The following is a 22334-nucleotide window of genomic DNA, read 5'->3' on the forward strand; positions in this document are numbered from 1 at the left end:
GCTAAGTTAAGCATTTAATGCTTCAGCTAGTAAACGGTAAGACTTTAGCCGAGCCTGCTGATCATAAATGTGCGAAGTCGCCATCAGTTCATTGATGCCCGCGTGCTTAATAAAATCATTCAGTTGCGCCTGCACCGTTTCCTTACTACCAAAGAAGGAATAGGCCAGCATCTGCATGGCCGCTTCCTGTTCAGCCGCGCTCCAGATGCCGGCCATACTTTCTACAGGCGGTGGTAAGGGTTGCCTTCTACCAGTAATAATGCCCTTGAACAATTGCTGTAAGGAAGTGGCGAGGTATTGCGCCTCTGCATCCGTATCAGCGGCCACTACATTCACACAGGCCAGCACATAGGGTTCGGACAAATGACGGGATGGCTTAAAAGTTCTCCGGTAGAGTTCAATTGCCTGCAGAAAATAGGCCGGTGCGAAATGGCTCGCGAAAGCATAAGGCAGGCCTTTGGCAGCCGCCAGTTTAGCGCTGTCCAGGCTGGAACCGAGTATCCAGACCGGGATATCCAAACCCTCGCCGGGAACGGCGCTGACCCCATTCGGATGATCGCCCGCAAAATAATGCTGGAGCGATGCCACATCCTGCGGAAAATGAAAGGCGGCGTTCATATTCTCGCCCCGGATGGCCAGCGCGGTCGCCTGATCGCTGCCCGGCGCCCTGCCCAATCCCAGGTCAATCCGGCCCGGATAAAGCGTTTCCAGCGTACCGAACTGCTCGGCGACTACCAGAGGTGAGTGATTGGGCAACATAATACCGCCTGAGCCGACACGGATCGTGGAGGTCTTACCGGCGATATGTCCGATCAGTAAACTGGTAGCTGAACTGGCCACGCTCACCATATTATGATGCTCGGCAAACCAGTAACGCGTGTAGCCCAGGGCTTCCGCCTGCTGCGCATTTGCTACACTATAGTTAAAACTGTCCGCAATGGTATGTCCCTGGATGACCGTCGCCAGGTCGAGAACCGAATAGTTGATCGCTGCCATGCTGCAAAGTTAGCCGATGCCAAACCGGCTTCTGTCAGCTCAGTTCCATTTTCAGGATGCCGGATCAGGGTAGCCTAGCGATTTACAAATTCACCTTGCTGTTCGGCAACCTGGTTACCCCATTGCAGGATGGCATTAAGCAGTGGAATGCAGGATCTTCCAAATTCGGTTAAGCCATAGATCACTTTGATCGGCGGCTTTTCGCCGTAGACCTTTCGATAGATCAAACCATCTTCTTCCATTTGCCTGAGCTGCAGGCTCAGCGTTCTTTCGGTTACGCCGGGCATTTCCTTGCCGAGCTCGCTGTACCGTTTAGCCGCATCTTTCAAATGGTAAAGGATGACCGCCTTCCATTTCCCGCCTATCAGGTCCATCGCCAGGCTTACGGTGCAAGGATATCGCTTGTCACGGAGCTGGATAAAATCGCTTTTACATTCTGTTCGCATGGGTTCGTTAGGCTATCCAAATGGATAGTTATTGCAAAACTATCGAACGATAAATAGTTTTGCAACTATCATTTTTATAGTTTAATTTATGAAATCGGAATTCAATCAAACAGCGCTCAAACCGCTGATCACCATCACAGGAATTTTAGGCAAGCAGGGCTACAGCGCCGCACAAACGCTTTTACAAAGTGGCCGGTACCGGGTGCGCGGTATTACCCGCCGTACGGATTCACCGAATGCGATCAGCCTGAAAGAACAAGGTGCGGAATTAGTTAACCTGCCACTGGATATCGGTCATCAGAAAGCTTATACCGAAGCATTCCGCGGCTCGCACGGCGTTTTCATGATGACGCCTGGTATCGCGCCGCCGGATACCCACGAATTTGAGTTGGGTAAGCAACTGGCCGATGCGGCGGTGGAAGCCGGGGTACAGCACGTGATCTTCAGCAGTCTGGAAAACGTTGATGAGATCACCCGGGGAAAGAAGTTCGCACCACATTTTACAGATAAAGCCAGGATCGAAGCCTATATCCGGACACTGCCTGTTACCAGTTCCTTTATTTATATGGCTTTTTTCTACACGAACCTATTGGAGTTTTATACGCCGCTGGTCAGGGAGGATGGTACGCTGGTCTTTCCCATCTATCTGCCGGAAGACTTCCGCGCGCCTTTTGTTGATCCCTTAACAGCTACCGGGCCCGCTGTATTGGAGCTATTTTCTGACCAGCAGCAATATGCCGGGCAGCCCTTGCCTGTGATCGGCGACATCATTTCGCCGCGGGAGATGGTAGCTACTTTTAGCCGGGTAACCGGCAAAAAGGCCGTTTACAGTTCAGCTTATTCGCGCGAAGACTTTCTCCGGTATTTCCCGGCGTTTGCTTCCAACGAACTGTTGGTGCAGGAAACTATCGGAATGGTGACATACGCCGTGGAAGATGGTTATTTCCGCGAAGGCCGCGACCTGGAATGGAGCCGCCGGACCGATCCCGGTACCCTAACCTGGGAACGTTTTTTGCGCAAGACCGGATGGCAGGGCGAAAAGATCAGCTTTTAAACTGATCTGCCTTCCGGCTCGCCACGATGATCACCGGCTTTTTTATGCGGATTAATTTATTACATAGGCGATATCTTATCCCTGGCAAAGGGACACGTTATTCAGAATAACTCCAAATAAAAACAGGGACACTTTTTAATGGGTAATATTCTTTCCGGCTGCTGCTATCACAGCAACAGTAACGGACGCATGGAGTGGGATATGGACTAAAGAAATCATCAAATTTGTGCGCCGGCAATCTTTTCCCGGCGTTTTTTGTTAAGGAACAAACACAGCGCATGAAAGCACCGCATTTATTTTTTATCGTTAACCCCTCGGCCGGCAAAGACGAACCTATCGTAGAACAGATCGGCGAAGTATTCCGGGACAGCGGGACAGTGATCACTGTTCACGTATTGGATAAAGAAGAAGAACCTGCCGAACTCATCCGTTCGGTGCTGAATGAAACCGATCTCGTAGCCGTTTATGGTGGTGATGGCAGTGTGACGCAGGCCGCTGCGGGTTTGATAGGAACCGGCAAACCCCTGCTCATTATTCCCGGCGGAACGGCCAATGTTTTTGCCAAAGAACTGGGTATCCCGCAAGATACCATGGAAGCTTTAAAGCTGTTCCGCGACCAAAAGTATCGCTTGCAAGCGGTAGATACAGGACTGGTTAACGGCCGCTCTTTTCTTTTGCGGGTCAACCTGGGCATCATGGCAGAAATGATCACCGAAACCGACCCGGGTTTGAAGGACAAGATCGGCCAGCTGGCTTATGGTGTTGCCGCGGTGAAAAGCGCTGTAAAGACCGAACCGGTTGCTTACCATTTAACGATAGACGGCAAAACGGCCGAAGCAACCGGCGTAGCCCTGACTGTCACCAATTCCGGCAGCATCGGTATCGGCGGCTTGCAAATGTACCCGGAGATCAGTGTCAATGACGGCTTACTGGATATTATACTGCTCAAAGATGCAGGATTGCTATCGCTGCTCAAAGCTGCGGGATCCAGTCTACTGAATCAAACAACCGACGCCGTTGATCATTGGGCCGGTAAGGACATTACGATCAGGTTGCCTGAAAAACAAGCATATCTCTGTGACGATTGTGAAGCAGAAGCTAAAGAACTTACGCTAAAGGTTGTTCCGGGCTCCTTAACGATTGCTGTGCCATGTTAACGAAAATTAAAAGTATCATTACCTTGCTGGTTATTTTCTGGCAGAAGATATGGGATAATATTTACCGTTTCTTTAATGGCGTTCCAACCCTGAAGCGCAGCCAGATCACCGCCAATCTTTTTTTAGGGAGCCAGTACAGCCTGATCGGCCTGCAAAAACTCAAAGCACTGGGCATCACTGCTATTGTCAATATGCGGGAACATCCGGCTTTCGCCGAGTCGAAATACGAAGGATTCCATTACCTGCATTTGCCGACGGTTGACAATACCCCGCCGCCGCTGGAAACATTGGTCAAAGGCGCGGAATTTGTCACTCACGAGATCAAAGCCGGCGGCAAGGTTTATATTCACTGCCGTCAAGGCCTCGGGAGGGGACCTACCATGACCATTGCCTACCTGATCAGTACCGGCCTGACTTATGACGCTGCTTTTGCACTGGTCAAAAAGGTGCGCTCTTTTATCAACCCACGGTCATCGCAAATTGCTCAGTTAAAAGCATTGGAACAATACTATCAGGAACATCCCCAACCAGTGAGCGTGACCCCTAAATAATTAAAGCGGTTGGGCCAAACCCACCAGCAGTCCTTCGGCACCTCTGATATAACAAAGCCGGTAAGCATTTTCATATTGTACGATTTCGCCAACCAGCATTGCGCCTTGTTTTTGCAAACGCTCCACCAGTTCATCAATATTCGTCACGGCAAACATCGCCCGCAAATAACCCAACGCATTGACCGGTGCATTGCGGTGATCCTCGATGACCCCGGGATCAAGAAAACGCGATAGTTCTAAACGGCTGTGTCCATCCGGCGTCACCATCATCGCAATCTCTACCCGCTGGTCAGGGAAGCCTGTGATCCGGCCCGCCCATTCACCTTCAACGACCATCCGTCCCTCCAGTTTCAAACCGATTTCGCTAAAAAAAGCAATCGCTTTATCCAGGGATTCCACCACGATCCCCATATTGTCCATTCTCAATAATTCGCTTGTTGCCATAAACCTGTTGGAATAAAATTTGTTAACTATTAACTAATTATTCATAACAAATATATCGACCTATGAGTACAAGAGGAAGTAAAGTGGAAAGGAATTCCGTTTCGAATCAGCCCCACGAGATCAAATATGAAGCACAAAAGGAAGGCACCAGTGCCAAAGCCATCAAAGAAGCCAAGAAATCGGTAGGCAACCAGCGCGCCGCCATTGAAAAGAAGGTGAAATGAGCCGGGCATTTGTCAAAGAGGGCGATGCCGATCAGCTCAAAGATGTGGCAAAGAACATGGCTTCGCTGCTCTTCTTTTTAAAACGCGAGAATGGCGGCCCGGTATATGAACTGCATACCCGCTATAGCGAGAAATACTGGAAAGAAGTGTATGAAATGAGCGATGGCTTAGGTTATATGCTCAATGACGAGAACCAATGGCAAATCATATTAGACTAATGAACACCCCAGGAAAAAACAAAGAACAAACCGATGAGATCGGTGATGACTTAGAAAGCGGCAATGGAGTTAACCTGGCGATCGAACAGCAAGGCGATGACGCTGCCGCCGGAATCCCGCGCGATACCGATGCGGAGAAGCTTTTAAGAAATTGGTTGATCAGGGCTGGACCGATGCCATCCGTCAGCTATATCCCAACGAACGGATCTATACCTTTTGGGATTACCTGCGCAATGCTTACGGCCGGGATGCCGGGCTACTGCTGGATCACTTTCTGCTCAATAAACATATCGCGCCGCGTTTAAGTACCGAACAGGTAGACAAACATGTACGCGACTGGGAACACAGCAGCGACCACGCGCCGGTGTGGATCGAACTGGCATGATATTTAAACCAATTAAACCATGGACACCAAACAGCATTTAAAGCGTTTCCTGGACGCTCAAAGCAGCGATTACGAAACAGCACTGGCCGAGATCAAAAGCGGCCGCAAGCGCAGCCATTGGATGTGGTATATCTTCCCGCAAATTGCCGGTTTGGGAAGCACTGCAACATCCAGGCATTATGCAATAAAAGACATTAGCGAGGCTACCGACTTCTTATTTGACGAAACCCTGGGCCCGCGACTCGTTAAGATCTGTAAAACCCTGCTGGAATTGCCCACCAATGACGCTTTTGAAGTTTTCGGGGACCCCGACGATCTCAAGCTCAGATCAAGTATGACCTTATTCGACGCCGTGCCGGCTACTTTCCCGGTATTCGGGCAGGTATTGGATAAATTCTATCGCGGCGAACGTGATCAGCGCACACTGGATATTTTAAAGCAGCAAAAAATATGAAACTCGGCCCGCAGCTTTTAGCCCTGCTCGATAAGCAATATACACCATCTCAGTTGACAGAAATGGTCTTTCAACGCTATGACCTCGCATTTAAAACCGATGAAACGGGACGCCCGGTCTTATTATTCATCGGCAAAAAAGACGGCCAGGGTAAGATCAAAGGCGAAGGGCCACTGGGACAATAGGGGCAAAATATGAAAAAGAAAAGCTACAAGATCACGTTCAGTTTGCAGGAAGGCTACGCACCCGGCGCAAAAATTCACCGTATCAGCACTGCCGAACGCGTCATTAAAGATTGGCTCGCTGAACGCCTGCAGAAAAAGGAGCCCATCGTGACAGGGCTTTTACAACAAGGCACCTGGTTTTTTCCGGCGAACGACGCCGTCAGCGCATCGCCCACCGCTATCTTTACCGGTGAGCTTTCTGAACCAAAAGACATGAAGCGCAGCAACAAAGAGGTGAAAAATACGCTGCGGTCGCTGACAGCTTTGTTGAAGGAGCGGTTCAAACAAGAATCGGTCTTTATCGTTTATCGTGAAAAGAACTGGTGCGTATGATCAACCAAACAGAAACGCAGGAATTACATATAGATGATGATGGGGTGTTTCCCGGAAACAGGCTGCCGGCGCTGTTGTATAAAGGCGCTCTGGATATTCCGTTTTTGTTTCCGGCCACGCATGTCAGCAAGCTGTTTGCGGCAAACGGATGGAGCAATAGCTGGGATGCGGGCATTTTCACCTATCACCATTACCACAGCGTCACCCATGAAGTGCTCGGCATTTATTCGGGCAAGGCCCGTGTTCAGTTAGGTAACGATGCCGGTCCCGTCATCCTGCTGGAGAAAGGCGACGTACTGATCATTCCGGCCGGTGTAGTCCACAAAAATCTCGATGAAGAAAATGATGTTGGCGTGGTCGGGGCTTACCCGGACGGTAAAGATTACGATATGAATTACGGCAAACCCGGTGAAAGGCCAGGAACCGATAAGAATATCGCAGCCGTGCCCTTGCCCAAAACAGATCCGCTGACGGGCGAAGTGATCAAACAATGGAAAAATTAAAAAAGGAGGATTTTATGCCATGGTATAACGGCGACTACCCGCCATGTTATAAAAACCAGCCGAAATACCTGCGGGAAAAAGCGATAGAAATCGCTAACGAGATCATTAAGGAAAGCGGCGACGAAGGCATCGCTATCGCAACCGGGCTGAAACGGGCACGGCAATATTTCGAAGAGCACCCGGAAGAAGTACCTGAAAACGAAAAGTAATCATGCCCTCTGCAGTCATCAAATCTTACAGCTATGATGCCGCCAGCGAAACGCTGGAGATCGTATATCACTCCGGCAAGGTTTATCATTACCTCAACGTGCCTGAAAAAGTATTTAAGGAGATGCGCTCTACCATGGTCAAAGGTATCTGGTTCAACCGGTACATCAAGGGCAAATATCCGTTCGAGGAAGCTACGCCAGGTTTAAACCAAACGAATTTATTTGAAGATCAACTAAAAAAAAGTCCGTAAGACAGACTTGTGTTAACGCTGATACCCGCTCCTCGGTTGGTTGCCATTATTTGGCGAGCTTTTAGAATTGAAGCCGATACAAACCAATCACGACTATTCCAGGTTCGCGCCTGCCGTCACGAATGAACAGGCTTTGCCGGCTGAACTGTTCAGGGAAATGGTAACGCCCAGGCAAAAAAAATGCCCGGCGGGCCCCGCCGTGGAATGGCCATTTTTACCAACGGGAACAACGGCTTCGCCTTGATCAAGCAGGTCCTGAAAGCGGCGTTTCACTTGAAAGAACTTACGTCTTAAAGTAGAGAACGGCTCCGAAATTAACTGTGGCGGGCGGCAATCAGCGCCAGGGTACTCCTCCTTTGACCATATTCGTTCAGCTTCATTTATTTAACCCTATTTAGCGGTCTGTTGGAAGCCATTCCCTTTTATGCTGCGGTTTTGCCTTTGGCATCTATTAACTGAAAGCCCGCCTTCACGGCCCTCGTTTTTTTCATATAGCGTACTTCCAGGGAATCCCTATAATTAATGGCCAGTTTAATTTTATCCGGGCTTAAAAAAGTAGCTGTAAAAGGATAGTTTTCTCCTATGGTGATCCTTCCGGCGATGTAATTGGCCTGTTGATCACGGATCTTAAAATAGCCGGTATAACAATGTAGTTTTCTGGTTACGCTTATCTTGCCGCCGGGAAAAAAGGCGATCTGAAAATTTTTTAACGAGTCCGCAACCGGATCTTTCTCCGTCCAATAGCCATAAATGGTATTGGCAGGTTCTATTCGTTTGGTATAGGTTTTGAAATCAAAACCTGAACAAATACCGAGAACGATAAAGCTGCTTAATACGATAGTTTTCATAGCGATCCATTTTTTTATCACTCATCTAAAATTAGGTGAGAATGAAAAGATGGTCAACAGATTTAACGTTTTTTAACAACCATATCTTGCCAATCGGCGTTCACCTATGTATAGCAACGCTATACTTTGTATGTTTTTCTCATCTAATAAAACGTTTTACCAAAATCTATAGATACCTGTCTTTTCTCCTGATGCTCAGCGAAAAGCGAGGCAACACCGTTTTTCCGTTTTTCACCCTTTGTTTTTTCCCTCACCAGCCTGCTTCTTTCTTGCCTCCCAAAGCATCGCAAATTTTGCCGCTTCTATCTCGTAAGACTTTTATAAAAGGCTACGGCATAATAAAGCATTCTGCTTTACCCTTGGGGACTTAAGCGGCTGAAGCCGTCCCTGCGCCGACCAAAAAAGGGCCATTGCCTGGTTATTTTGCTGCGCTCAATTAGAAAAGATGCATAGCGCTGGTTGAACTGGCGAACACCGATGATTTATTTAAAGAGCTGAACGCTTAAGTAATAGTTCAATCCCAATTGAATTCAGAAGTTGCCGGAATCGAACACAAATCGTCCGTTTTCGTTACAACCTGTTTTTGCTACCTTGTCATAAATAATTAATTTTCAATGATATTCACCCATGGAATGCGTATTGTTGCAAACTTTTTATTGGAAAACTTTACAATAAAGATCGGCATTACTGAGATAGTTTACCTGGGAGCGATCTATAGTAGCCTGGGTATGGCTGCACTTCTGGTTGTTGATAAAAGAAGCCCGAGGAAGGATTGCTGGCCATTAGCAGTGGCCCTGGTCTTGATGCAATTTTCCCTTGTGAGCATCGTGGCTATAAAAGGGCGGTTCCCTGTTGATCTGCCAGACAGCCTCATGGGTTTAGGCCCTCTGATTTACTTTCAGGTATTGAAGAAATGCCGGCCACTTGAAAAGCTTACATCAATGTACACATGGCATTTCCTTCCCTTGCTCATCACTTTAGGCATTCCGTTATGCTATCCCGCAAAAGCGACATGGCTAAACGCGTTCTCCCCGGTTTCAGTCCTGCTTTACCTGGTGGCGGCTCATCGGGAAATAGTGGCCATGTATCATAGCCGAACCTTTATCGAGGGTGACCGTAACAGGAACGAAATAGAATGGCTTCACCGGCCTTTGATAATGTTAGGCGCAGTCTGGCTGCTCTTGTTAATTTTAGGGACCGGACATTATTTAATGATCAAAAATCCGGTACTATCCGCGATTGAACACTTCTTGTACCTGCTGTCAGCCATGTTGTTGATCTGGCTCGCCTTCCGGACTTTTATTCGGACGCAAGGAAATTTGGATGTACCAGGAACCTCAGCTATAAAGCTTAACTTGAATGCTGATCTGAGACGTAAGGGTGGCCAATTGAAAGCAGCTTTGAAGCTGGAACACTACTACCGGGACCCGGAACTGGACCTCCGGTCGCTGGCTGAAAAAATGGATGTTCATCCTAATGAACTTTCCAGGATCATTAACGCGGTATTCAAAAAGAGTTTCAATGAGTTGATCAATGAATACCGGATCAATGACGTTATGCGAAAAATGCAGGACAGAAATTATGACCACCTGACCTTGCTCGGCATTGCTTATGAATCTGGTTTTAACTCCAAATCCACTTTCAACCGGACATTCAGGGAAATGACAGGACAAAGTCCCGCCGAATATAAAAACGAATTAAAAAATAAGCGCCCAACTTATAACCTGGGACGAACAGGACACTTCGCTGGCCGACCTTCGGGTCATAAAACAGCCACGATTCAGGCTAAACTGGAATTAAAGCGAAAACTCATGTTGAAAAATTATTTAAAAATCGCCTGGCGTAATTTAAAGCGAAACAAGATCTACACGACGATCAACATTACCGGATTATCCGTTGGTATTGCAGCCTGCCTGCTGATATTCCTGGTCATTAAATTTGAAACGAGCTTTGACGATTACCACCAAAAGCGTGATCGGATCTACCGGGTGGTCAGGATCAGCAACGGGCCTGACGGGGTGCATGCGGGCGTTGGCACACCGTTGCCGATAACCGAAGCTTTGAAACTTGACTTCCCGCAACTGGAGCAGGTGGCCAATATCATGCAAAATTCTAATTCGCACTACACCGTGGATGACCTGCAACATACAGGCGTTGCCCGAAAGTACAGGGAGCCGCTGGCTTATTACGCCGATCCGGAATTGTTCGGCGTGTTCGATTTCAAGTGGCTGGCGGGTGATCGAAATACCGCGCTTTCGGCACCAAATACCATTGTGCTGTCCCGCGAGGAGGCCAATAAATTTTTCGGCGATTGGCGGACCGCCGTGGGCAAAACGGTGAAGTTCGAAAATGCGCACGACCTGCAAGTCACCGGGATATTTGATGATACACCGGTCAACACTGATATCCCGATGAAACTAGCCGTTTCATGGGCGACATTAACGGTGGCAGGCGGAGAACTTTATGATAGCCAGCAAGACTGGGTCAGTACCTTTGGGGCGAAGAACTGTTATGTGGTTTTGCCGCCCGGTTTAACGGCCGAACGGTTTAATAAGGACCTGCTTGCTTTTGCAAAGCGCCACTTGCCCGCAACTCAGCAAAAAGGTGGAAGCTACCAATTGCAGCCATTAAGCGATATACACTACAATACCGACACGACCGTTTACAGCGGACATCCTTTCAGCAGGCAGCTGATCAATGTGATCGGCCTGATCGGATGCTTTCTGTTGCTGATCGGCTGTGTTAATTTTATCAATCTCGCTACCGCGCAGGCGGTCAACCGTTCAAAAGAAGTGGGGGTGCGAAAGGTAATGGGCAGCAGCCGGCTGCAACTCGTTCTGCAATATATGAGTGAGACTTTGATCATTACCACCCTGGCGGTATCGTTGGCCGTTGTGATGGCGGTATTGGCCGTGCCGATGCTCAATAACTTGCTGGATACTGAATTACGCCGTTCTTTTTTAAATGATCCTGTTATCATCATGTTTTTGTTGGGCGTCATTGCCGCCGTTACGCTGGTCGCCGGGCTTTATCCGGCCTTTGTACTTTCCGGTTTCAATCCCGTCGCAGCAATGCGTAACCAGGTGACCGCCGGCAGGGCCAGCGGCATGTCGCTCCGCAGGGTATTGGTACTGGCACAATTTTGCATCGCTCAGTTTTTGGTGATCGGAACACTGGTCCTGCTGCGTCAAATGGACTATTTTCAAAACAAACCACTGGGATTCAATAAAGACGCAGTGATCACTGTCCCGGTTCCTGCAGACAGTTTGAGCCGATTGAAATTAAACAGCCTGAAGAATGAGCTGCTCACGCAATCCGGCATCAAAAATGTCAGCCTGAGTTTGTTCGGGCCATCTGATAAGAGCGGTTGGGCTACGGATATCAAGTACGACAACGCTGCCAAACCGGCAAATTTCGCGGTTAACTTAAAATGGGCAGACCGGGAGTATTTCAAATTATACGAAATGCAATTCGTTGCCGGCGGGCCATATCCGCAAGGCGATGTGGTAAAAGGCTATGTGGTCAATGAAGCGCTGGTTCGGCAACTCGGCATCTCCGATCCGAAACTGGTCATTGGCAAATATATTATGCTTTGGGACCGCAAGGATCTCTACGCCCCGATCGCCGGCGTTGTTAAAGACTACCATATCAGATCTTTGCAAAACGCCATTCCACCGGTTTTGATGGGCGCTTCTTTGAATCAGTACGCAAAACTTAACATCAAGATCGATCTGCACCATGTTGATCAAACGCTTTCAGCAATTGAACGGCTATGGAACAAAACCTATCCTGCAGGAGTCTATGAGTATCAGTTCCTGGACCAGACCATCGCCAATTTTTATAAAAAGGAAAATGCGCTTGCGGTGCTGTATGAGATCTTCGCATCGGTTGCCATTTTTATATCTTGCCTTGGCCTCTATGGTTTGGTTTCGTTCATGGCGGTACAACGAATCAAGGAAGTCGGCATCCGTAAAACGCTGGGCGCGTCGGTGATCAATATCGTCTATTTGTTTTATAAAGAATTCACGGTGCTCATTCTAATTGCCTTTGCCGTCGCTGCGCCGATTGGCTATTACTGCATGGAAAAATGGCTGCTGGATTATACCTACCGCATTCAGATAGGACCCGGCGTATTTGTGATAGCCATCGCCAGCTCCGTTTTTATTGCCTGGGCTACTGTCAGCTCAAAGGCGATCAAGGCGGCGTTGACCAATCCGGTAAAGAGCCTAAAGAGCGAATAATTTTTTAATGTTACCCAGATCAACGGGATTGTAAGAGGCACTATATGGATATTCCGGTATGCTTGACCATGCTGTTACGTGCTTTTTAGAGCAACGAATTGTGTTAGTGGATCTTAAACTTGGCTATTTACTTCAAGAAGATAGCGTGGTCAAAGTGTAACGGAACACTGTGAACTCTTTTTCGGAATGCACTGGTCAACAGATCCGGATTATCCATGCTGGCTTTTGAGTAGGATTTTTTTGCGTTGAATTATGGCTGGGACAGAACATCTAAAAAAAGACCGGTAATTGATTCCTTTATTTTAAAAAATATATTTTCGGTCTGGACAACTTGCGATGCCTGCCAAACGCTGCTTTTCAAGTATATCCCTGCCACATATAATAACATTCAAGTTTCGTATTTAATCGTCCAATCGTAACGCTCTATTTCGTCAATCCAACCCGTTTATTGTCGAAATAAGGTCTATAACTTTACTATGAACACACGCTTAGTCTGAAAATCAATATTTTAAAAACTGGCATCGGTCTTGTCTCGCTTTCCCTATAATGATAGCTTAACACATCTGGTTTAACTACAATTCCAACAAACAAAATAATTAACCCTCAAAAAATTAAAAAGATGAATAGTGAACAATTAATTGAATTAACCCGGGAACTGATTTATCACGCAACGCATTTTGACGTGGAATACGTTAATAAAGCTTATGCTGATAAATTACTTATTGTAAAAGTTGACGAAGATGGTGTCGTTGACACTATGAATAAAGAACAACTCATGGCTTTCATAAAGCAAAACAAAGATTTAAACACCGAGCCATTATCTACTAAAACCGAATATCACTACGCTGTATGTGATGGGGATATGGGTATGGTTGTAATTACGCGTGAATTGGTTTTTGATGGAAAATTGAACAGAAAATATTTTACAGTGATTTGGGAATATCTATCAGGCAGATGGCAGGTTGTTAAAGAATCGGCAGTGGTTCGTAATTAATAAATCACAACCACATTCTACCTCATATTATCTTCCGTCTTCCGACCGCAATGGCCTGTACAGGTCTCCATTATCAAACAACCAACAGCGTACTGTCTTGCTGTTGGTTGTTTGAGTTTTAAAACATATTTCCGAAGCCTATCACTTTCCTGGCCGTGAAAAGCCCGCCATTTTAATTCGCTTATCACGGGTGTAAAAAAGCTTTCGATTCCGCCTTGCTTCTCTCAAGGCCCTATCCTCTCCTTCAATACGCTGTATTTGGTGTAACATCAGCATGTTCGGCGAAATAAGGTGCAATTAAAACTCAACCAAATCAACAAACAACTCAAAACCAATTAATTACCAGATGGCACAAGGCTTGCAAAAAGTAAAAAGCCGTCTCGCTGATGATCCAGAACATCAATACAGACTGAGCAAGGCGATAAATAAGGCTGGCAACAATTTAAACATTAAAAAAACATCAACATGGGAAACTGGCTATTCGGATCGCACAGCGATCCTCACAAAAAGAACGATCAATCAGAAGAAATGGCATCAGAAGGTTACGATCCAAATGAAGAAAGCCTTGAGGAAGGAGGCGAATATATGGACGACTCATTAAGGATGGTTGAACAGCCGCTTCAGGATGAATAAAGCGATCTGAATATATATCCACATAAAATCTAATTAAAACATTGAAGGAATGAACGAAGATCATAGGGGAACCATTTTTATTGTAGATATCAGCGGCTATTCAAAATTTGTTACCGAGACGGAGAATGAAGCAGGAAGCCTGATTGTTTGCAGTCTGCTTGAGTCAATTATTGATGCCAACCGGCTTTCATTCAACATTTCAGAAATTGAAGGTGATGCTATACTTTTTTACAGTCATGGCCCGGTTTTCCCTGTTAAAGAAATCCTTTCACAATTTGAACTTATGCTCGAGGCATTTAAAAACAGGCTCAAAACCTTTAAAGAAAGTTTTCCGCAAACCAGCTTTCTTTCAATTAAACTGGTGGTGCATTACGGGGTGATCGGGAGATTTGCTGTTGGGAGTTATTCCAAACTATTCGGTCAGGCTGTTGTAGAAGCGCATAGGCTTTTAAAAAACGGCATTGATACGCATACCTACGCGCTGATCACTAAAGAATATTTCAACGAACAGCGACAAAACGATTTTATGCTACCAGACGAAGCCACCGAGGTTTGTGAACTATATGATGTTGGCCGGCTTTGCTACACCTATTTCCCGTTCAATACCGGTCCGCTCCCATTATACCCGCAGGATTTAAACCTCGGGCAAACAGGCACCTAAAACCATAAAACTTCATTCAAAACAATCATCTATCAATATGCACGCCGGAAAATCATATAAACTGCCAGAGTTCCTGGTTTGGACCAGACGAAAAATATACAAGCTTTTTGTGCTTGGCCTTATACCGGTCATCCTTTATGAGGTGCTGGGGTTTAAATGGCTTGATATTCCCTGGGCTATTATAGGATTGGTGGGTACAAGCGCCGCATTTATAGTTGGTTTTACTAACACGCAAACTTACCGGCGTACCGACGAAGGGCAACAAATGTGGACCAGCATATTCAGTCAAAGCCGGGCATGGGGACTTATCAGCCGCGATTTTTTTAATAATCCAGAGAAAAGCAAACTACTTATTTATCGCCACATTGCCTGGCTTACGGTTCTGCGTTATCAGCTAAGGGAAGAGCGCATTTGGGAAAGCGTTGGTAAAAAGCACAACGCCGAGTACCAACAATACTATACCGTACCCGAATGGAAAACGCCACTTGAGAGTGAACTCATAAATTATCTTCAGGACGATGATTTGAGGCACATCATCAATACCAATAATAAAGCCACCCAGATTATGGCCTTACAAAGCGGAACTATTAAACAATTGTATGAACAAGGCGAAATTGCCGTGCTACAATTTGTAGAAATGGAACGCGCCATCCGCGATTTTTATACGCAGCAGGCTAAGGCTGAGCAAATAAAAAACTCACCGTATCCCCGTCAATATGCCATTATCAATACCTTTTTTGTCTGGCTGTTTTGCATCATCCTCCCTTTTGGCATGCTTAAGGATTTTGATCATCTCAATAACGAGGTGCAAGGTATAATGAAAGGATACATGGTTTGGTTAGTGACACCGTTCAGCACGCTGATATCATGGATCTATACATCTCTTGAACAGGTTGGCGAAAGCACCGAAAACCCGTTTGAAGGCAGTGCTAATGACGTACCCATTTCGCAAATGAGCCGGAGCATTGAAATTGAATTAAGAGAGTTTTTGGGCGAAAAAGATCTGCCAATCGAATTAACGGCTCAAAATAACATTGTAATGTAAGCGATACCTGATTTAAAACTCTGAAACATAATTAATGAACCTAAAATAAATTAAAGATGGAAACATTAAACATGGAAATTAAAAACACGGCACCTGTTTTAACCAATCTTTTACAGATTGTAGAAAGCGGTTTGCTTTCAGAAAACATTTACCTCACACTTACAGACGAAGGTTCAGAACAATCTTTATCCGGCTTAAGGATAAACAAACTGGGTGTTACCGAAGCACCAATCCCTGAAATCCTAAAGCTTTTAGGTATCCGCAGTATCACCTTAAATGCAAGTCATGATTTTACCGAGCTGTCAAAACTAACGGTAACACTACCACCTGCGGAGGTTGAACAATACTTATGGACATTTTTCAGGGATGAAACTGTTATTGCCGAACTACGCTCATTATTTAGCAATTGCCGCACTATTGCTTTTGATGATTGGGCAGCCATCACAGGTGCCTCTAACCTTTGGAACGGTTTATTGGCTGAGGTTATAAGGCCACTGGGCAAGAAAGATCTTGAATTTATCTTTTACCTGGGAGATCCCGGGAATAAACTTTCCTTCCAGGTAGATGAGGCAATCGATCTTATCAGCGAGTTTTCGCACCATGGCCAGGTAACCTTTGCCCTTGATGCAAGCGAGGCGATGAAGCTATGGATGGTATTGAACGGTGTAAACCCCGATACTCCATTAGAAGGGCAAACCCCGTCCGATCTTAACAAAAAATACTTCTCCATTTATAGAACGATGGACGTTAGCCGCCTGTTGATATACTCAGCCGACAATGCAATATTATTCTCAAGCGATCAGCAATTTGTACTTAGTCGAAAAAAAGTTGAGCATCATATTGAAATAAGCGCAAACGCAAGGCAAGATTTTATTGCCGGCTTCAGCATTGGCTTGTTAAAGCACCTTGACATTGCTCATTGTATAGCACTCGGTCTTATTGTATTTGGCTGCTACGGCGAATTTAACTCACAACCCGGTCAGCAAGATCTGTCGCTATATATCCAAAACTGGATCAAAGATCTCGAAAAACCCGATAGCATACACCTTTACGAATAAATAACAATCTTAATTTAATTATCAATGGAACAAAGAATCGATCTATTTGCCAAAGGGGCAAACACACTTAAATCGCTCTTTCAGGCTGGAGCTTACCTAAAACATTCTAAGATAGAAGCACCGCTTCAGGAACTGATTTTTTTCAGGGTATCCCAAATGAATGGCTGTGCTTATTGCCTGGATATGCACTCAAAAGATGCCCGCGCGCACGGTGAAGCCGAGCAGCGTTTGTATGGAGTAAGCGCATGGCGCGAAACACCGTATTTCACAGATCGTGAGCGTGCAGCTTTAGGCTGGGCTGAGGCCGTAACTAAATGCGACGTGTCCGACAGTGTTTACGAACGTGTAAAACCTCATTTCACCGATGAAGAGCTTATCGATCTTACACTCGCTGTTACAACCATTAACACATGGAACAGGTTTAACCTTTCCTTTCCACAGGTTGCAGGAACTTACCAGGTAGGTCAGTTTGGTTGATCAACCTTTTGCATGGGCCGGGCTTTACCAGCCCATGCAAATTTCAGCAAACAGCCAACACAACCATGACAACCACCCAGAATCTTGATATGGATAAGAACCCCGCTTTTAACGATGAAAAACAACCAGGGCAATTAACGTTAGATGAACTGCTGGCAAACGCTCCCTTAGCAACGTTGCCGCCGGATTTTAAACCTATGAAACCGACTCTGGTTGATGCTCCTTTTAACGATCCCGACTGGCTATTTGAAAACAAATGGGATGGTTACCGGGCAATTGCCGTTATTAATAAACATAACACCAAACTGCTTTCACATAACGAAGTTTCATTTGCCAAATACTATCCCATTATTGATGTACTAAATACATGGCCATGCAATGCAGTTATTGATGGCGAGATAGTAGTAATGGGTAACGACGGAAAAACCGATTTTGGAGCTTTGCAAAATTGGGAAAGTGAAAAAGACAGTACACTGGTATACCAGGTATTTGACATCCTATGGTATGAGGGCCGCAATCTGATGGGGTTACCGTTGAAACAACGGCAGGCAATTTTAAAGTATATTATACTACCGGGCAACCATATTATCCGCCGAAGCATACCTGTACCTGCTAATGGAACAGTTCTGTTTGCAAATGCCGAAAAGCACGGCTACGAAGGTATAGTTGCCAAACGTGCCGATAGCGTTTACACGCCAGATAAACGCTCAAAAGCCTGGTTAAAAATAAAAGTACAGCGCAGGCAGGAAGTAGTTATAGGTGGATTTACTAAAAACAAAAGCACCATCAAACCATTCAGCGCTTTACCATTGGGCGTTTACGAAAACAACAAATTGCGGTTTGCTGGAAAAGTTGGAACGGGCTTTTCGATAGACTTGCAAACCAAAATGCTGCAAAACTTTACGCAATATATTACTGATACCAATCCTTTTGATACTGAAGGCACAAGCCAGATATCACCGCTAAATAAAAGGGTGCCGGGCGAAACATTTACCTGGCTTAAACCCAAGCTGATATGTGAAGTTAATTTTGCCGAGATCACTAAAGACGGGCTTTTAAGGCAGGCATCATTTAAAGGGATGCGCATTGATAAACAGGCCATTGATGTAATATTAGAAACACCTAAAGATATCATTGCAACCATAGCCGGTGAAGAAAGTAAAGGGAGTACTTCTCTATCATCTGATCAGCCCCCAGCAACCACTTTTATTCCGCGGGGCAACGATTCGGCAACAATTAATTTTAACGGATCCGAATTGCAGTTTACTCATCTTAATAAGATTTACTGGCAACAGGAAATGGTGACAAAACGGGACATGCTTAACTATTATATAGCTGTTGCCGAGCATATGCTCCCCCATCTCTACGGCAGGGCGATGTCATTAAATCGCTTTCCTGATGGTGTTGGCGGCCCGCATTTTTATCAGAAAGATGTTACAGGCAGGGCCCCTGCCTGGGCTACCACTTATGCACACGATACAGCCAAAGGTGAACATCATAATTATATAGTAGGTAGCGATATTTCGAGCCTGTTGTGGATGGCCAGACAGGGCTGTATTGAGATAAACCCATGGCTAAGCCGTGTTAACTCACCCGAAAATCCTGATCATTGTGTGATTGATCTTGATCCTGACGAACATAATACTTTCGATCAGGTAATTGAGGCGGCGCTTATGGTAAAGAGAATAGCTGATATGCTTGGCATTCCTTCATTCCCAAAAACATCCGGATCAACCGGCATCCATATCTACATTCCACTGGGCGGGGGATATACTTATGAACAATCGCAGGTGCTTGCTAAACTCATCGTATCTGCCGTTAACAAGGAGTTACCTCATTTTACTACGCTTGAAAGAATGACAACTTCCAGGCACGGCAAAATGTACCTTGATTTTCTACAAAACCGGCCTGAGGCTACTATAGCCGGTGTGTATTCGCTCAGGCCTAAACCAGGTGCAACCGTTTCGATGCCGCTACATTGGGATGAAGTTAAACATGGACTAAAAATGCGTGATTTTACCATTTTCAATGCTATAGACCGGCTTAAAGAAACCGGCGACCTTTTTAAAGGGGTATTAAACAACGGCATTGACCTGCTCAACACAATTCAAAAAGCAGAGAACCTGTTTGGTAACCATTGATTTATGACGACGTGCTAAATAAAATATATTAAAGGACAGCTTGCCACCCGCCGTAACGAAGATGACGGGTGCCAGCTTATCGAGGATGTTGTAATGGGTATGCACTTTCCACCCGTTCGTGCATAAAACAAACCTACGCCGGCATAGCATAGCTATGCAAACCGGTCAGCAACGCGATAAGTCGGCGGGCGGTAACACCTTTAACTATATCTGATTTATCAATCACTAATCCTTTTCATCAGCTCTGCAAATACCGTCACCGGCTGGGCACCGGTTATTGAATACTTTTCATTGAATAGAAAAAAGGGGATTTTGCCAATGCCTATACGTTGTGCCCGGTGTTCATCGGCCCTTACTTCGGCCGAATAGTTATCACTTTCCAAAAGTGGTTTCGCATCAATACCAATTTCAGAGGCCAGCGTGATCAATTGTTTTTTACTGCCGATATGTTTTCCCTCCTCAAAATAGGCTTTAAAAATCCTATTATTCATTTCCACTTCTTTACCCTCATCTACAGCAAAATGAATTAGCCTGTGTGCATCAAAAGTATTTGTTCGGATCACTTTATCAAAATCGATGATCAATCCTGCTGCCTGGCCAGCGGCTGCTATAGTATCTATTGTTTGCTTTGCTCTTAGTGGAGATAATTTATATTGACGCGTTAAGGTGATATACTGTGTTTCATTATTATCAACCGCTATTTCCGGATCAAGCTCAAAGCTACGGAGCACAACGTTTGGCTGCTCACCGGCATGTAGCTTAATAGAGTTTTCTAAATGCTTTAAACCGATATAGCAATAAGGACATGCCACATCAAACCAAATTTCAATTTTCAATACTTTATGTTTAATCTAACTAACAACCAATATGACCGGATTGGACAAGATTTATAATATTTTATTTCATACCTATAAATCCTATCTTCAATAATTGTCCATATTTAATTGTACTGACCTCATTTAAAACACCATATTTCGTGACTTCTACTACCCGTCGTCGAAATGAAGTATAAAGCCAACCCACAAAACAAGATAAAACACTAACCAACAACACGTTAATACGTGGCATCTACATTGTCAAATTCATGCTCAAATACAGCATTCTAAAGTGTCGTAAAGTGTTGTTTTATAAAATGAACCGATTACACCATGGAAAAAGATTTAAAAGGCAATATCTTTATTATTGATATCAGCTATTATATAAACTATATTGAAGATATCGATAACGAGATACGCGCATGCATTATTGATAAATTATTAAGATCTATAATCAGGGCTAATCATTTATCCTTTCTGATATCAGAGATAGAAGACGATACCATACTCTTTTTTCGCTATGGACCAGCCTTTCCGGTTCGGATAATTTGGGGACAACTGGAAGCAATTCTTGCCTCGTTTAGCTGCGAATTGGATTTGCTGAAATATTATGTACCTGCAGCCCATCAGCCATCTGTTAATATCGTTATACACTATGGTAACCCTGGTAACTTTTCAAAAAAAGAGCGCTCGGAGTTGCAGGGAACTATTATAGCCGGTCCTTATAGTTTGTTAAAAAATAAAACGGTACTGCATACGCATGCCTTAATTACAAATCAATACCTCGAAGCGCAAGTACAGGAAGCAATACCTACCGAAGGCCGGGTTTGTGAATTATACCATGCAAGTACGCCTCGCAATTTGTCGCTGCAAATTGGCAGCTTTTCAAAAACAGCATAAGCCAACCGCAATTATTAATGCTAAATATTAAAATGATGCAAGCGTTTGAGATGGAAATTGTGAATTCGGCCCCGGTATTATCAGCACTTGTTGAAACGATAAAACAGGCGGGCAAATCAAAAAACACATACCTGCTATGTGAAAAGCAAAGAAAAATGACGGACTCTAAACTTCACAAAACATCACCAAATTCATTAGGAATAAAGGAATTAACGTTACCAGTTTTTTTTAAAAAATTAGGTATCAAAAGCCTGATGATGTGCAATGGCTATGACCTGTCATCATTAACCAAATATGAGTTTATTGTTTTAAACGAAAATAAATGCGAAAACTCCTGGCATGACATAAGAAATGACCAGCTAATTGCCGACCTGCATCTCCTGTTCAAAAAATGCAGGGCAATAACTTTTAACGATTGGACAGATCTGGTAGGCGCGTCGGGCTTGTTGACAGGGCTATTTGACGATGTGATAAAACCGCTTAATAAATCAAACCTCGACTTTATTTTTTATTTAGACGATCCAGGCAAAACCCTTTTTTATCAGATTGATAACATCCTTCAAATAGTCAGCAAATTTGGTGTTAAAGGTAAAGTTACTTTTGTACTTGATGAGTTTGAGGCGGTTAATCTTTGGATGGTACTCAACGGTGAAATGCCCAATACAACATTCAATATCAATACGCCTTATGGTTTAAAAAAGAAGTGCTTTTCCATATTACGCACTATGAACATCAACCGCTTGCTCATCTATTCGGTAAATAGCGTGATCCTGTTTTCAGAAGACCAGCAATTTATATTTGCACGAAGAGATTTTGATCAGATAGCCGAAATTGCCGCTGATGCAAGGGATAAATTTATTACCGGCTTTAGTTTCGGATTACTCAGCAAGCTTGATATTCAGCATTCTATAGCACTTGGCCTTATTATGCTTGGAGTGCAAACCGAAATGAATATCTCCGCCGACACTGCGCAACTTCTTTTGTACATAGAAAAATGGCTTGCCGATCAGGATCAAAATAATGATAAATATTTGTACCAGTAAATACCGACTTTTGTTTAACCATCAAATCA

Annotated in this window: 28 protein-coding genes; 22 read left to right on the top strand and 6 right to left on the bottom strand. The window is 44.9% G+C overall.

What is annotated here, in order from left to right:
- Nucleotides 1–6 precede the first annotated feature (6 nt).
- Nucleotides 7–996 (bottom strand): LLM class flavin-dependent oxidoreductase, encoded by a 990-nt coding sequence (locus tag IEX80_RS05370; protein ID WP_188832263.1) that lies wholly within the window; start codon nt 994–996, stop codon nt 7–9.
- A gap of 74 nt (nt 997–1070) precedes the next feature.
- Nucleotides 1071–1442 (bottom strand): winged helix-turn-helix transcriptional regulator, encoded by a 372-nt coding sequence (locus tag IEX80_RS05375; protein ID WP_090525848.1) that lies wholly within the window; start codon nt 1440–1442, stop codon nt 1071–1073.
- Nucleotides 1443–1530: 88 nt separating this feature from the next.
- Here IEX80_RS05375 and IEX80_RS05380 point away from each other — a divergent pair, with 88 nt between their 5' ends.
- The 3 genes from IEX80_RS05380 to IEX80_RS05390 all read left to right on the top strand — a co-directional run bounded on the left by IEX80_RS05380 (nt 1531) and on the right by IEX80_RS05390 (nt 4204).
- On the top strand, nt 1531–2496 hold the full coding sequence (locus IEX80_RS05380; protein WP_188832264.1) for an NmrA/HSCARG family protein: 966 nt from the start codon (nt 1531–1533) through the stop codon (nt 2494–2496).
- A gap of 278 nt (nt 2497–2774) precedes the next feature.
- Complete coding sequence (locus IEX80_RS05385) at nt 2775–3653, top strand: diacylglycerol/lipid kinase family protein (RefSeq protein WP_188832265.1); 879 nt, start codon at nt 2775–2777, stop codon at nt 3651–3653.
- Entirely contained in the window at nt 3647–4204 is a 558-nt protein-coding gene (locus tag IEX80_RS05390) for a protein-tyrosine phosphatase family protein (protein WP_090525851.1), read from the top strand. Before IEX80_RS05385 ends, IEX80_RS05390 begins: the two co-directional genes overlap by 7 nt.
- Here IEX80_RS05390 and IEX80_RS05395 read toward each other — a convergent pair whose 3' ends face one another.
- Complete coding sequence (locus tag IEX80_RS05395) at nt 4205–4648, bottom strand: VOC family protein (protein WP_090525852.1); 444 nt, start codon at nt 4646–4648, stop codon at nt 4205–4207.
- Nucleotides 4649–4710: 62 nt separating this feature from the next.
- Between IEX80_RS05395 and IEX80_RS05400 the strand changes: the two genes are divergently transcribed.
- The 9 genes from IEX80_RS05400 to IEX80_RS05440 all read left to right on the top strand — a co-directional run bounded on the left by IEX80_RS05400 (nt 4711) and on the right by IEX80_RS05440 (nt 7449).
- Nucleotides 4711–4872 (top strand): DUF3606 domain-containing protein, encoded by a 162-nt coding sequence (locus tag IEX80_RS05400; protein ID WP_090525853.1) that lies wholly within the window; start codon nt 4711–4713, stop codon nt 4870–4872.
- The gene (locus IEX80_RS05405) at nt 4869–5090 is read left to right on the top strand and encodes a hypothetical protein (protein WP_090525854.1); all 222 of its coding nucleotides are present in this window, start codon (nt 4869–4871) and stop codon (nt 5088–5090) included. Before IEX80_RS05400 ends, IEX80_RS05405 begins: the two co-directional genes overlap by 4 nt.
- A gap of 151 nt (nt 5091–5241) precedes the next feature.
- Nucleotides 5242–5475, top strand: a complete 234-nt coding sequence (locus tag IEX80_RS05410) for an exonuclease/endonuclease/phosphatase family protein (protein ID WP_229701519.1) — start codon at nt 5242–5244, stop codon at nt 5473–5475.
- 19 nt (nt 5476–5494) lie between these two features.
- Entirely contained in the window at nt 5495–5929 is a 435-nt protein-coding gene (locus IEX80_RS05415; RefSeq protein WP_090525855.1) for a DUF1810 domain-containing protein, read from the top strand.
- Nucleotides 5926–6114, top strand: coding sequence for a hypothetical protein (locus IEX80_RS05420; protein WP_090525856.1), 189 nt, complete (start codon nt 5926–5928; stop codon nt 6112–6114). The genes IEX80_RS05415 and IEX80_RS05420 overlap by 4 nt, the downstream gene beginning before the upstream one ends.
- A 9-nt stretch (nt 6115–6123) precedes the next feature.
- Nucleotides 6124–6486: a hypothetical protein gene (locus IEX80_RS05425; protein WP_090525857.1), complete on the top strand. Its 363-nt coding sequence runs from the start codon at nt 6124–6126 to the stop codon at nt 6484–6486.
- Nucleotides 6483–6989, top strand: a complete 507-nt coding sequence (locus tag IEX80_RS05430) for a cupin domain-containing protein (RefSeq protein WP_090525858.1) — start codon at nt 6483–6485, stop codon at nt 6987–6989. Before IEX80_RS05425 ends, IEX80_RS05430 begins: the two co-directional genes overlap by 4 nt.
- Nucleotides 6977–7198: a DUF2188 domain-containing protein gene (locus IEX80_RS05435; protein WP_229701520.1), complete on the top strand. Its 222-nt coding sequence runs from the start codon at nt 6977–6979 to the stop codon at nt 7196–7198. The genes IEX80_RS05430 and IEX80_RS05435 overlap by 13 nt, the downstream gene beginning before the upstream one ends.
- Before the next feature lie 2 nt (nt 7199–7200).
- Nucleotides 7201–7449 carry a KTSC domain-containing protein gene (locus IEX80_RS05440; RefSeq protein WP_090525859.1) on the top strand — a complete coding sequence of 83 codons (249 nt, stop codon included), beginning with the start codon at nt 7201–7203 and terminating at the stop codon, nt 7447–7449.
- Nucleotides 7450–7542: 93 nt separating this feature from the next.
- On the opposite strand, the gene IEX80_RS05445 is transcribed toward IEX80_RS05440, so the two are convergent.
- Together IEX80_RS05445 and IEX80_RS05450 are read right to left on the bottom strand one after the other, a co-directional pair.
- Entirely contained in the window at nt 7543–7722 is a 180-nt protein-coding gene (locus IEX80_RS05445) for a hypothetical protein (RefSeq protein ID WP_090525860.1), read from the bottom strand.
- A 149-nt stretch (nt 7723–7871) separates the two neighbouring features.
- A complete protein-coding gene (locus tag IEX80_RS05450; protein ID WP_090525861.1) occupies nt 7872–8297 on the bottom strand; it encodes a hypothetical protein in 426 nt (141 codons plus the stop codon).
- A 614-nt stretch (nt 8298–8911) separates the two neighbouring features.
- Here IEX80_RS05450 and IEX80_RS05455 point away from each other — a divergent pair.
- From IEX80_RS05455 to ligD, 8 genes are all read left to right on the top strand, one after another.
- Nucleotides 8912–12538, top strand: a complete 3627-nt coding sequence (locus tag IEX80_RS05455; RefSeq protein WP_090525862.1) for an ABC transporter permease — start codon at nt 8912–8914, stop codon at nt 12536–12538.
- A gap of 619 nt (nt 12539–13157) precedes the next feature.
- Nucleotides 13158–13532 carry a hypothetical protein gene (locus IEX80_RS05460; protein WP_090525863.1) on the top strand — a complete coding sequence of 125 codons (375 nt, stop codon included), beginning with the start codon at nt 13158–13160 and terminating at the stop codon, nt 13530–13532.
- Nucleotides 13533–13997: 465 nt separating this feature from the next.
- Nucleotides 13998–14165 carry a hypothetical protein gene (locus tag IEX80_RS05465; RefSeq protein WP_175489945.1) on the top strand — a complete coding sequence of 56 codons (168 nt, stop codon included), beginning with the start codon at nt 13998–14000 and terminating at the stop codon, nt 14163–14165.
- Nucleotides 14166–14214: 49 nt separating this feature from the next.
- The gene (locus IEX80_RS05470; RefSeq protein WP_090525864.1) at nt 14215–14826 is read left to right on the top strand and encodes a DUF2652 domain-containing protein; all 612 of its coding nucleotides are present in this window, start codon (nt 14215–14217) and stop codon (nt 14824–14826) included.
- 37 nt (nt 14827–14863) lie between these two features.
- Nucleotides 14864–15871: a bestrophin family protein gene (locus IEX80_RS05475; protein WP_090525865.1), complete on the top strand. Its 1008-nt coding sequence runs from the start codon at nt 14864–14866 to the stop codon at nt 15869–15871.
- A gap of 56 nt (nt 15872–15927) precedes the next feature.
- The gene (locus tag IEX80_RS05480; RefSeq protein ID WP_090525866.1) at nt 15928–16929 is read left to right on the top strand and encodes a hypothetical protein; all 1002 of its coding nucleotides are present in this window, start codon (nt 15928–15930) and stop codon (nt 16927–16929) included.
- A 24-nt stretch (nt 16930–16953) separates the two neighbouring features.
- Complete coding sequence (locus IEX80_RS05485; protein ID WP_090525867.1) at nt 16954–17406, top strand: carboxymuconolactone decarboxylase family protein; 453 nt, start codon at nt 16954–16956, stop codon at nt 17404–17406.
- Between the two features lie 65 nt (nt 17407–17471).
- Entirely contained in the window at nt 17472–19547 is a 2076-nt protein-coding gene (gene ligD / locus IEX80_RS05490; RefSeq protein ID WP_188832266.1) for a DNA ligase D, read from the top strand.
- A gap of 218 nt (nt 19548–19765) precedes the next feature.
- On the opposite strand, the gene IEX80_RS05495 is transcribed toward ligD, so the two are convergent.
- The gene (locus IEX80_RS05495) at nt 19766–20383 is read right to left on the bottom strand and encodes a DsbA family oxidoreductase (RefSeq protein ID WP_175489946.1); all 618 of its coding nucleotides are present in this window, start codon (nt 20381–20383) and stop codon (nt 19766–19768) included.
- 312 nt (nt 20384–20695) lie between these two features.
- Here IEX80_RS05495 and IEX80_RS05500 point away from each other — a divergent pair, with 312 nt between their 5' ends.
- On the top strand, nt 20696–21262 hold the full coding sequence (locus tag IEX80_RS05500; protein WP_090525869.1) for a DUF2652 domain-containing protein: 567 nt from the start codon (nt 20696–20698) through the stop codon (nt 21260–21262).
- 32 nt (nt 21263–21294) lie between these two features.
- Complete coding sequence (locus tag IEX80_RS05505) at nt 21295–22305, top strand: hypothetical protein (protein WP_139159943.1); 1011 nt, start codon at nt 21295–21297, stop codon at nt 22303–22305.
- Nucleotides 22306–22334 lie beyond the last annotated feature (29 nt).

Origin of the sequence: Mucilaginibacter rubeus (assembly GCF_014643835.1) — a bacterium.
GTDB lineage: Bacteria > Bacteroidota > Bacteroidia > Sphingobacteriales > Sphingobacteriaceae > Mucilaginibacter > Mucilaginibacter rubeus.